General features: G+C 59.1%; 10 protein-coding genes. 6 read left to right on the forward strand and 4 right to left on the reverse strand.

Annotated features, from left to right (window positions below; all coding sequences use genetic code 11):
- Positions 1 to 10: 10 nt before the first annotated feature.
- The 3 genes from plsY to C5F52_RS22780 are packed head-to-tail and all read right to left on the reverse strand — an operon-like array spanning position 11 to position 3580.
- Positions 11 to 673, reverse strand: a complete 663-nt coding sequence (gene plsY, locus C5F52_RS22770; protein WP_104800646.1) for a glycerol-3-phosphate 1-O-acyltransferase PlsY — start codon at positions 671 to 673, stop codon at positions 11 to 13.
- Positions 674 to 685: 12 nt separating this feature from the next.
- Positions 686 to 1762 (reverse strand): aldo/keto reductase, encoded by a 1077-nt coding sequence (locus tag C5F52_RS22775; protein WP_104800647.1) that lies wholly within the window; start codon positions 1760 to 1762, stop codon positions 686 to 688.
- A 42-nt stretch (positions 1763 to 1804) separates the two neighbouring features.
- The gene (locus C5F52_RS22780; protein WP_236657979.1) at positions 1805 to 3580 is read right to left on the reverse strand and encodes an acyl-CoA synthetase; all 1776 of its coding nucleotides are present in this window, start codon (positions 3578 to 3580) and stop codon (positions 1805 to 1807) included.
- Between the two features lie 25 nt (positions 3581 to 3605).
- Here C5F52_RS22780 and C5F52_RS22785 point away from each other — a divergent pair, with 25 nt between their 5' ends.
- From C5F52_RS22785 to C5F52_RS22810, 6 genes are all read left to right on the forward strand, one after another.
- A complete protein-coding gene (locus C5F52_RS22785; RefSeq protein WP_104800648.1) occupies positions 3606 to 4508 on the forward strand; it encodes an alpha/beta fold hydrolase in 903 nt (300 codons plus the stop codon).
- Positions 4509 to 4566: 58 nt separating this feature from the next.
- On the forward strand, positions 4567 to 5154 hold the full coding sequence (locus C5F52_RS22790) for a hypothetical protein (RefSeq protein ID WP_146100145.1): 588 nt from the start codon (positions 4567 to 4569) through the stop codon (positions 5152 to 5154).
- 127 nt (positions 5155 to 5281) lie between these two features.
- Positions 5282 to 5806: a hypothetical protein gene (locus C5F52_RS22795; RefSeq protein WP_104800650.1), complete on the forward strand. Its 525-nt coding sequence runs from the start codon at positions 5282 to 5284 to the stop codon at positions 5804 to 5806.
- Between the two features lie 49 nt (positions 5807 to 5855).
- Positions 5856 to 6960 (forward strand): peptide chain release factor 2 gene (prfB, locus tag C5F52_RS22800; protein WP_104800651.1). Its coding sequence is split into 2 segments (ribosomal slippage): positions 5856 to 5936 and positions 5938 to 6960, totalling 1104 coding nucleotides; the frame shifts between segments, so codons are not numbered across the junction.
- Between the two features lie 46 nt (positions 6961 to 7006).
- Entirely contained in the window at positions 7007 to 9769 is a 2763-nt protein-coding gene (pepN, locus tag C5F52_RS22805) for an aminopeptidase N (protein WP_104800652.1), read from the forward strand.
- A 10-nt stretch (positions 9770 to 9779) separates the two neighbouring features.
- Positions 9780 to 10793 carry a class 1 fructose-bisphosphatase gene (locus C5F52_RS22810; RefSeq protein WP_104800653.1) on the forward strand — a complete coding sequence of 338 codons (1014 nt, stop codon included), beginning with the start codon at positions 9780 to 9782 and terminating at the stop codon, positions 10791 to 10793.
- 53 nt (positions 10794 to 10846) lie between these two features.
- On the opposite strand, the gene C5F52_RS22815 is transcribed toward C5F52_RS22810, so the two are convergent.
- Positions 10847 to 11779 carry a LysR family transcriptional regulator gene (locus C5F52_RS22815; protein ID WP_104800654.1) on the reverse strand — a complete coding sequence of 311 codons (933 nt, stop codon included), beginning with the start codon at positions 11777 to 11779 and terminating at the stop codon, positions 10847 to 10849.
- Positions 11780 to 11881 lie beyond the last annotated feature (102 nt).

Genomic DNA, 11881 nt, shown 5'->3' on the forward strand with positions numbered 1-11881 from the left:
TGCCGTTGACTTAAGACGCGTCAGACTCGGTTTCAGCCGCCGCCTTCTTCGCCCCAATCCGCGTCTCCTGCCCCGCCACCAAACGGGCGATGTTGTCTTTGTGGCGCATCAGCAGCAAGGCGCTCATCGCCACAACAGCCAACAACTCGGCGTCGCTGGTGGCCCAAGCCACTTTGTCGCCTAGCCAGTAGTACGCAGGGGCAAACACCGAGGCGGCCAGTGCGGCGAGTGAGGAGTAGCGAAAGAAGAAGGCGACGATCAGCCACGTGCCCATGGTTGCAGCGCCCAAGATGGGCTCCACACCAAACAACACGCCAGCCGCCGTGGCCACGCCTTTGCCGCCTTTGAAGCCAAAGAACACGGGCCACAAATGGCCGATGAAGGCCGAGATGGCCACCAGCGCCACAGCGCGATCGTCCAAGCCAAAGTCGGGGCCATACAGCTTGACCAACAACACAGGAAAGTAGCCTTTGAGGGCATCAAACAGCAAAGTGGCGATGGCCGCTTTTTTGTTGCCCGAGCGCAGCACGTTGGTGGCGCCTGGGTTTTGGCTGCCGTAGGTGCGAGGGTCGTCCAAGCCCATCACGCGGCTGACGATGACCGCGAACGACAAAGAGCCCACCAAGTACGCGCCCACGACGAGCAGCATGACCGTTGAAGAATCAGAAAACATAAACAACTTCCATCAAAGCGCGGGGTCGCGCACGTCCCAACGAATGGCGTCAATGGCGGCCAAGACCTCGGGCGACAAGGTGGTGCCCCACGCGTCCAAGTCGGCATCCAACTGCGCCACCGAGGTGACGCCAATGATGGTGCTGGCCACTTGCCACTTGGTGTAACAAAACGCCAAGGCCATTTGCGTGGGGGTCATGCCGTTGTCGCGGGCCAAGGTGTTGTAGCGGCGAGCAGCGGCCAAGGCTTCGGGGCGGCCCCAGCGTTGCTTGCGCATGCTCTCGTAGGCCGACATGCGGCCGCCTTGCGCACCTTGCGGTGCGGTGGGGCCGTCAATGCCGCCTTCGTCGTATTTGCCGGTCAACAGGCCAAACGCCAGAGGCGAATAAGCCAGCAAGGCCACGTTCAAGCGGTGGCAGGTTTCGTCCAACGCGTTTTCATAGGTGCGGTTGAGCAAGCAATACGGGTTTTGCACCGTCTGCACACGGGGCAAGCCATGTTGCTCGGCCAAGCGCACAAACTCATGCACGCCATAAGGCGTCTCGTTGGACAAGCCCACATAGCGCACCTTGCCCGCTTTGACCAACTGAGCCAAGGCGTCGAGTTGCTCGTGAATGGAGGTGACCGATTTTTCTTTGCTGGGGTCGTAATAGGCCATGCCAAACGCCGGCACATGGCGCTCGGGCCAGTGAATTTGGTAGAGGTCGATGACATCGGTCTGCAAGCGGCGCAAACTGGCATCGCAGGCGGCCAAGATGTCTTGCCCATTCATGCCGCTGTTTTCGCGAATCCAAGGCATGCCGCGTGAGGGGCCCGCCACTTTGGTGGCCAACACCAGTTGGTTGCGAGCGCCTGGGTTTTTGGCAAACCAGTTGCCAATGATGGTCTCGGTTGCGCCACAGGTCTCGGCTTTGGCGGGCACGGCATACATCTCGGCGGTGTCGATGAAGTTCACGCCACGCGCCAGCGAACGGTCGAGGATGGCGTGGGCATCGGCTTCGTTCACCTGTTCACCAAAAGTCATGGTGCCCAAGCAAATGGGGGTCACGCGCAAGTCGCTGGTGCCCAGCTGAACGAGGGGGAAAGTCATGGGAACAACTCCAACAAAGGGGGTTTTCAAAAGCTAGCAAGTCTAAAGCTTGGCGCGGGCCTCTTCTTGCAAGCGCAAGACACGACGCTGCACCTTGCCGGTGGTGGTCATGGGCAGTTCAGGCGTGAACTCAATCTCTTTGGGATATTCATAGGGCGCCAGCTGGCCACGTACATGGGTTTGCAGCTCGTACACCAAGGCGTCTGAGGCTTCAAAACCTGCCGCCAACACCACATAGGCTTTGACCAAGGCACCCCGCTCGCGGTCGGGCTTGGGCACCACGGCGGCATTGGCGACAGCGGGGTGTTTGACCAAACAGTTTTCGATCTCGCTGGGGCCAATGCGGTAACCGGCTGACTTGAACACGTCGTCCGCACGGCCTTGGTACCAAAGATAGCCGTCGGCATCGCGGGTGGCGATGTCGCCGGTGCGGCACCAGTCGCCCGTGTACTTCTTGTCGGTGGACGCTGGGTTTTTCCAATAGCCCAAAAAGAAAATGGGGTCGGGCTGGCCATGTTGGTTGAATCGGTGCAAGGCCACGTCGCCGGGCACGCCCACGGCACATTCTTGGCCGTTGTCGTCGATCACCGCCACGCGGTGGCCGGGGTAGCCTTTGCCCATGCTGCCGGGCTTGGCGGGCCAGCCAATGCCGTCGCGTGGTTGGCCGTTCATGGCGCAGTTACCCACGATGTAGTTGATCTCGGTTTGGCCAAACATCTCGTTCACCGTGACGCCCAGCTGCGCTTGGCAATAGCCAAACACCGCGTCGCCCACGGCCTCGCCGGCACTCATGATGGCTTGCAGCTTGAGTTTGAACTGAGCGCTGGGCGTAGGAAAGGCCTTCATCATGGCCTTGAGCGCGGTGGGGAACAAAAAGGTGTGTGTGACCCCGTGCTGCTGCATCAGGGTGAAGGCCAGCTCGGGGCTGAAGCGCCCGTTCCACGCCACGATGGGGCGGCCAAAGTAGAGGGTGGGTAACAAAGCATCCATCAAACCGCCGGTCCACGCCCAATCGGCGGGCGACCAAAACACGGCTTGGCTCTCGCCTGCTGGCTGACGACCTGCATCGGTCGGTGAATCGGTTGAAAAACCAAACCAGTTCTGGCTGCACACAAAGCCCGTGAGGTTGCCGATCAAAGCGCGGTGCGGAATGAGTGCTCCCTTGGGCGGCCCCGTGGTGCCACTGGTGTAGATCAACACCGCCGCTTCGTCGGCCTTGGTTTGCACGGCGGTGAATTGGCGCTGCTGGTCAGCGATGGCGCTGGCGTAGTCCACCTCCACACGCAGCATGTCGTCGGCGCTTTCGAGATCAATGCCAATCACGTCACGCAAGGCGGGGCACTGCTCGCGCACCGACCACAAGTTGCCCACCGACGACGCATCCACAATGGCGGCCACCGCTTCGCTGTCTTGCAGGCGGTATTCCAAGGCATCGGGGCCAAACAACAGCGACAAGGGCATGGCCACGGCGCCCATTTGCAGCACCGCCATGTAGGCCACTGCCGTCTCAAAGCGCTGGGGCAAGACGATGGCCACGCGGTCACCGCGCTGCACGCCTTGCGCGACCAACACATGGCTCAACGCGTCGGCGGCCTGCTGCAACGCCGCGTAGCTATAAGTCAACGGTGCAGCATGGGCCTGGACTGCAGGTGCCGCTTGGTGCGCCACGATGGCCACGCGCTGTGCCGCGTCGGGCAAAGCGGCCCAGCGACGGCTGCACAGCTCGGCAATGTTGACGTGCTCGGGCACGGCCCAGCCGAAGCCTTGCTGCATGGCGTTGTAGAAATCGAGGGTGTCATGTGCTTGACGCTGTCTCATCGGGTGCTTCCTTATGATTCAAAGAATGTACCCAATCCAAAAAGCCTCCCGCACCGAATTTGTACCTATACGACATCTGAACTACCACGTCCGCCAATGGGGCACGCCCAGCCCCGAACGCACGCCGCTGGTGATGGTGCACGGGTGGATGGATGTGTCGGCCTCGTTTCAGTTCGTCATCGATGCGCTGCAACACGACCATTGGGTGATTGCCCCCGACTGGCGCGGCTTTGGCCTGACCGAGACGCCAGGGATCGACAACTACTGGTTCCCCGACTACTTGGCCGACCTCGACCAGCTGCTCGACCACTACGTGGGCGACCGCCCCGTGAATTTGGTGGGCCACAGCATGGGCGGGCACATTGCCACCATGTACAGCGGCATTCGGCCAGAGCGCATTGCACGCTTGGTCAACCTCGAAGGCTTTGGCATGCCCGCCTCGCGCGCTAGCCAAGCCCCTGGGCGTTATGCCAAATGGATGGACGAACTCAAGGCCGTGCAGCGCGGCGAGATGGACCTCAAACCCTACGCCAGCTTAGAAGGCGTGGCCCAACGTTTGATGAAAACCAACCCCCAGCTTGGCTCAGACAAAGCGCATTGGTTAGCGCAGCACTGGTCGCAAGCCAACGCGCAAGGCGAATGGCGCATCTTGGGCCATGCCGCGCACAAAGTGATCAACGCGCAACTTTTCAAGGTCGACGAAACACAGGCCATTTACGAGCGCATCACCGCGCCCACCCTGTGCGTGGTGGCGGGCACCGACAGCCTCACACAGTGGTGGAAAGACAAATACACGCTGACCGAATTCATGGCGCGCATTGCCTCGGTACCACAACTGCAACACGCGGTAATTCAAGACGCGGGGCACATGCTGCACCACGACCAGCCAGAAGAATTGGCGCAATTGCTTGAAACGTTTTTGGCCTAGCTTTCAAACCATTTTTAAGGTGGCAATAATGGCGCATTGCAATGCCATGCGCTTTTTTATGCCAAAGCCATCTCAACTGCCCCGCTCATTCGCTCGCCTTGCTTGGCTCATCGCCTGTAGCCTGCTCAGCGCGTGCGCGAGCTTGTTACCCGAAGCGCGCACAGAATCGCCCTCATTTCAAACCTTTCAAGATGCGCGAGCCGCCATTGAGAGCTTGACCCCGATGCAGAGCCACGTCGACGATGTATCGGCCTTGAAGCTTGGCCCCACCTACCAACCCAACACCATCATCTTGTCGTACCCCGACATCGTGCGACGCGTCTTAAACGGCAGCGTGTTGACCAAGGACGATCTAGGCCCTGGCATCTTGCGATGCATCAACGCACGTGACGCCTGTCGCGGCTGGGAAGTGAACATTGCAAAAATCAACAAAGCCCGCACAGGCGGCTTCTTGGCCGACTTCACCAACTTTCGACGTCGCTCAGAAACCACCGGCTGGCGGTTCAACGCCTTGATCTTGTTGGTCGACGACACCGTGGTGTACCGCTCTTGGGGTGGTCAGCCCGAGATTTACGAGGTCGACATACAGCACAATCCGCTCGGACCGCTGCAAGACATTGGCCCTGCGGCCATCACCCGGCGTTAAAACCTAGCCAACGCCCGCTTGGGAAGCATCGCTCACCCCCTGCGGACTTCACCTAAAATTAACTACTTTTGATACACACCTAGGTTTTTGAATGCGACTGAAATTAGCAAGCCATCTCGTGGTTTGGATGGCTTTTTTATGTGCCAACCCGTTGGCACACGCGCAGTCGACCGACCTGCTCAACACCGCGCACAACTTTCAGCCTTGCCCCAGCGCACTGAAAGCGGACGAGACGCCTGACACACCGCATGTCAAACCTTGGCAATTGATACTTTCACCCTATGCAGAGCACTGGCGCTACAACCCAGAACACCGCCCTGTGCGCTTAATTAGTCTAGAGCGTCAAGACATCAGCGGACGTTTTTGTGGCCTCGCCTTTTTCACCAACTCCTTTGGCCAGCCCTCGCTTTACGGCTTTGTGGGCCAACGCTGGACGGGCGTGATGGGCAACCCCAACGTGTTTTTCAAGCTCTCAGGTGGCCTCCTTTATGGCTACAAAGGGGCTTACAAAGACAAAATCCCGTTCAACAACTACGGCATTGCCCCCGCCATCATTCCGTCCTTGGGCTATCACTTCTCAGGCGACCATTCGGTACAAGCGTCAATGCTGGGCACTGCGGGCTTTTTGCTGGCATACAGCCACGACTTCTGAACGTGAGAAAATCTGCGGTTTCCCCCAGACACCTAAAGAAGACACCATCATGGAAGCTGAACGCACCAACCTCATTGGCACCACCCTCGCAGACTTGAGCGTGCGTACGGTCGACCTCCGGAGGTATCTTTGACTACGATGCCAAAGCTGAACGCCTGCGCACCGTCAACGCCTCGCTAGAAGACCCCACGGTCTGGAACGACCCGAAAAAAGCCCAAGAACTGGGCCGCGAAAAGAAAACTCTCGACGGCGTGGTGGTTACCCTCACACGCCTGACCCAAGAGCTGGCCGACAACACCGAGTTGTTTGAGATGAGCAAGGCCGACAACGACGAAGACGGCTTGCTCACCATCGAAGCCGACACCCAAGGCTTGGTCAAAACCATCGAAGAACTCGAATTCCGCCGCATGTTCAGCAACGAGGCGGACCCGCTCAATTGCTTCTTGGACATCCAAGCCGGCGCCGGTGGCACCGAAGCCTGCGACTGGGCCAGCATGTTGCTGCGCCAGTACCTCAAGTACGCCGAACGCAAAGGCTTCAAAACCACGGTGGAAGACGAATCTGCGGGTGACGTAGCCGGCATCAAAGGCGCCACCATCAAGATCGAAGGCGAATACGCCTTTGGTTTGTTGCGCACGGAAACCGGTGTGCACCGCTTGGTGCGCAAGTCACCGTTCGACAGCTCAGGTGGCCGCCACACCTCGTTTGCCTCGGTGTTTGTGTACCCCGAGATTGACGACTCGATCGAGATCGACATCAACCCCTCCGACGTGCGCACCGACACCTACCGAGCCTCTGGCGCGGGTGGTCAGCACATCAACAAAACCGACTCTGCCGTGCGTTTGACCCACATGCCCACCGGCATCGTGGTGCAGTGTCAAGACGGCCGAAGCCAGCACAGCAACCGTGACGTGGCGTGGAAACGCCTGCGCTCCCGCTTGTACGACTTTGAAATGCGCAAGCGCCAAGAAGAACAGCAAAAGCTCGAAGACACCAAGACCGATGTGGGCTGGGGCCATCAAATTCGCAGCTACGTGCTGGACAACAGCCGCATCAAAGACTTGCGCACCAACGTTGAAATTTCGGCCACCCAAAAAGTGCTGGACGGCGACTTGGACGCATTCATCGAAGCTTCGCTCAAACAAGGCGTTTAACGGCTGGTCCGTTTTTCGCCCTTTTCCCTCTCTCTAGGACACCAACATGCTGCGTGAAGGCACTGCCCCACTGGTTCAACGTGCGGATTACACCGCACCCGCGTTTTGGATCGACACCGTCGACCTGACGTTCGACTTGGACCCCGCCAAGACCCGCGTGCTCAACAAAATGACCGTGCGCCGCAACCCCGATGTGGCGGCCCAGCCGCTGCGTTTGGACGGCGACGAGCTCAACTTGGCGCGCGTGTTGGTCAACGGCCAAGGCACCTCGTTCAAGATGGACGGCAGCCAGTTGGTGCTGGAGAACTTGCCTGAAGGCCATGAAGCCTTCGCACTGGAAATTTTCACCACCTGCCTGCCCGCCAAGAACACCAAGCTCATGGGCTTGTACGTCAGCAACGACTCGTTCTTCACGCAGTGCGAGGCCGAGGGCTTTCGCCGCATCACCTATTTCTTAGACCGCCCGGATGTGATGTCGCACTACAGCGTCACGCTGCGCGCCGACAAAGCCGCCTTCCCCGTGCTGCTGAGCAACGGCAACTTGGTGGAAGAAGGCCCGCTTGAAGACGGACGCCACTTCGCCCGCTGGGTGGACCCGCACAAGAAACCTTGCTACTTGTTTGCCTTGGTCGCGGGCAAGTTTGTGTGCCGTGAACAGCGCGTCAAAACCCGCTCGGGCAAAGACCACGTGCTGCAAGTCTTCGTGCGTTCGGGCGACTTGGACAAAACTGAACACGCCATGAACTCGCTCATGGCCAGCATCGCGTGGGACGAAAAACGCTTTGGCCTAGAACTCGATTTGGAACGCTTCATGATCGTCGCCACCAGCGACTTCAACATGGGCGCGATGGAGAACAAGGGCCTCAACGTCTTCAACACCAAGTTTGTGTTGGCCAATTCATCCACGGCCACCGACACCGACTACGCCAACATCGAGAGCGTGGTGGGCCATGAGTACTTCCACAACTGGACCGGCAACCGCGTGACCTGCCGCGACTGGTTCCAACTCTCGCTCAAAGAAGGCCTCACCGTTTTCCGCGACCAAGAGTTCAGCCAAGACTTGGCCGCTGACGCTCTGACGCACAGCGCCACAGACCCTGTGCAAGGCCGCGCCGCTGCAGCCTCGGCCAAAGCCGTGAAGCGCATTGAAGACGTGCGCTTGTTGCGCACCGCGCAATTCCCTGAAGACGCAGGCCCGATGGCCCACCCCGTGCGTCCTGACAGCTATGTAGAAATCAACAACTTCTACACCGTCACGATTTACGAAAAAGGCTCCGAAGTGGTTCGCATGATGCAGACCTTAGCGGCCCCCGCCATCACGGCATCAGGCACCGAAGGCGGCTTGGCCCACACCGGCCGTGAAGGCTTTGCCAAAGGCATGGCGCTTTACTTTGAGCGTCACGACGGCCAAGCCGTCACCTGCGACGACTTCGCACAAGCCATTGCAGACGCCAACCCCCATTCGGCCTTGGCCCAGCATTTGCCGCAATTCAAACGTTGGTACGCCCAAGCAGGCACGCCCCGCGTGCAAGCGACAGGCGCCTACGACGCCACCACACGCCGCTACACCCTGACCTTGAGCCAAAGCTGCCCACCCAGCCCCGGCCAAGACAGCAAAGCCCCGTTTGTCATTCCCGTGCAAATGGGCTTGATCGGCGCCGATGGCCGTGAAGTGCTGCCCAGCCAATTGCTGGTGCTCACCGAAGCCACACAGACCTTTGAGTTCCATGATTTACCCATCACCACAGACGACGCCCCCGTGCCCTCGCTGTTGCGTGATTTCAGCGCACCGGTGGTGTTGGAGATGGCTTTCACGCCCCACCAATTGCTCACGCTCTTGGCGCACGACACCGACCCGTTCAACCAATGGGAAGCCGCACAACGCCTGTGTTTGAACGCCGCACTGAGCGCCGTTCAAGCCGAAGGCGAACCCACGCAAGTGCTCGACGACGCGCTGGTGCAAGCCCTGCGCACCGTGCTGCGCAACCCCACCTTGGATGCCGCGTTCAAAGAACTGGTGCTGACCCTGCCCGCCGAGACTTACATCGCCGAACAGCTCGATGTGGTGGACCCACAGCGCATCCACGCAGTGCGTGAGGCCATGCGTGCCCAACTCGCCCGTGAACTGCACGACGACTGGGCTTGGGCCTTCAACACCCACCGCGACAACGGCAACTACCGCCCCGACCCGCTGTCCAGCGGACGCCGCGCCTTGAGCGGCTTGGCGCTGACCATGCTCTGCTTAGATGCACGCAGCACCGGCGATGTGGTGTGGCCAGGCCGCACACTGCAAGTCTTTAAAGACGCACACAACATGACCGACCGCTTCAACGCGTTGAACGCCTTGGTCAGCAGCGGCCATGCCTTGGCAGCCGATGCCTTGCAACGCTTTTACAACCTGTTCGCCAACGAAGCCTTGGTGATGGACAAATGGTTTGCCCTGCAAGCGGGCAGCCCAGACCGCGGTGGCAACGTGTTGCCCGTGGTGCGCCATTTGATGTTGCACCCCGATTTCCACATCAAAAACCCCAACCGCGCGCGCAGCCTGATCTTCAGCTTCTGCAGCGCCAACCCAGGCGCCTTCCACCGCAGCGATGCAGCAGGCTATGTGTTCTGGAGCGAACGCGTGTTGGAGCTCGACGCCATCAACCCCCAAGTCGCCGCCCGCTTGGCACGCGCCTTGGACCGTTGGAGCAAGCTGGCCGAGCCCTACCGCACCGCCGCGCACGAAGCCATCAAACGCGTCGCCGCCAAAGCCGATTTAAGCAACGATGTGCGTGAGGTTGTCTCGCGCGCTCTTTCAAACTAAGGACCGAGTCATGAGCATTTCTTTAACCCGCTACCTCGTTGAACAACAACGCGCCAAAGGCCGCATTCCTTCCGAGCTGCGCTTGTTGCTCGAAGTGGTCGCACGTGCCTGTAAAAGCATCAGCCACGCCGTGAACAAAGGCGCCTTGGGCAGCGAACTCGGCGACGTCATGGGCTCGGCAGGCAGCGAAAACGTGCAAGGCGAAGTTCAGAAAAAACTCGACATCATCGCCAACGATGTGTTGATTGAAGCCAACGAATGGGGCGGCCACTTGGCGGCCATGGCGTCCGAAGAAATGGACAGCATCCACGTGGTACCCAACCGCTATCCACAAGGCGAATACCTGTTGATGTTTGACCCACTCGATGGCTCCAGCAACATCGACGTGAACGTCAGCATCGGCACCATCTTCAGCGTGTTGAAAAAGGTAGACCCCAACAAAGGTGTCAGCGAAGACGACTTCATGCAACCCGGCACCCAACAAGTCGCTGCGGGCTATTGCGTGTACGGCCCACAAACCACCTTGGTTTTGACCGTGGGTGACGGCGTGGCCATGTTCACTTTGGACCGCGAGCAAGGCTCGTTTGTGTTGACCCAAGAGAACGTGCGCATTCCCGCCGACACCAAAGAGTTCGCCATCAACATGAGCAACATGCGCCACTGGGACGAGCCCGTGAAGCGCTACATCGACGAGTGCCTGTTGGGCGAAGAAGGCCCACGCGGTAAGAACTTCAACATGCGTTGGATTGCCTCCATGGTGGCCGACGTGCACCGCATCTTGACCCGTGGCGGCGTGTTCATGTACCCCTGGGACAAACGCGAACCCGGCAAAGCGGGCAAGCTGCGTTTGATGTACGAAGCCAACCCCATGAGCTGGTTGGTCGAACAAGCCGGTGGTGCATCGACCAACGGCCAACAACGCATCTTGGAAATTCAACCCACGCAACTGCACCAACGTGTGAGCGTGATCTTGGGTTCTAAGAACGAAGTGGAACGTGTGACGAGCTATCACGCCAAAGCCTAACTGGCGCTACACACCGAAAGCCCAGCAGTTCAGTTTGCTGGGCTTTTTTTTGATCAAAACAACCCGGCTCCCGCGTGTTTCTTGAACTGATCCACAAACATCAGCACAGTGGGCGTCATCTCAGCGCCCTCTTTGGTCAGGGCCACAATTTCACGCGACACACTGGGAGAGACCAAATCCACGGTCGCCACAACGGTGGTGGACGACAAGGTTTGTGCGCGCGAGATCGCATAAGAAGGCAACACCGAAATGCCCTCGCCCTCGCTGACCAGCCCCAAGGCGGTGGCCACTTGCGACACCTCGTACGCGGGCTGAATGTGTTTGTTCCATTTGGCAAAAGCTTTGTCTACCAACACACGCAGGCCGCTGCCGTGGCGCATCAAGATCAAAGGCTCATCCAGCAAGTCTTGCCACTCCACCTCGCGTCGCTGCGCCAAACGATGCGCACGGGGGCAAACCAACATCAGCTTGTCGGTGTAAACCGGTGTCGCCAATAAATCTGCAGCATCGCTGCTGGCGGTGCACACCGCCATATCCGCCTCACCACGACGCACCAACTCGGGCAAAGATTCCACAGAAGCGTCCAACAACGTGACCTTGACCTGTGGGTGATGCAAACGAAAACTCGCAATCACTTTGGGAAACAAAGCGCTCGCCAACAAAGGCGATGCCGCCACGCGCAAGCGACCCGCCTTCACATGCTGTGAATTTTGCAAAGCAGAAATACCGGCCTCTAACTGCGCAAACACCTGTTCCACCGTGGGCAAGAACGCAAGCCCAGCTTCTGTCAACACCAAGCGGCGTGTGGTGCGGTCAAACAAACGCGCCCCTAAATCGTCTTCCATGCCGCGCACCAACATCGACAAGGCCGAGGGCGTGAGGTGCAGTTTCTCAGCCGCACGGGTCATGCTTGATTCTTGGGCCACGGCCAAAAAGGCACGCAGTTGTCTCAAACTCAAATTGGAGGCAGCGATCTTGGAACTCATGGCCTGAGTTTATGTCGCAGACGGCAGACCCCAGATTCAACAAATTGACTGCACGATTGTTCAATTTATATCGCCCCACGCAGGCGCAGGGTTTGATTAAAT

This window comes from Limnohabitans sp. TS-CS-82, from assembly GCF_002943475.1.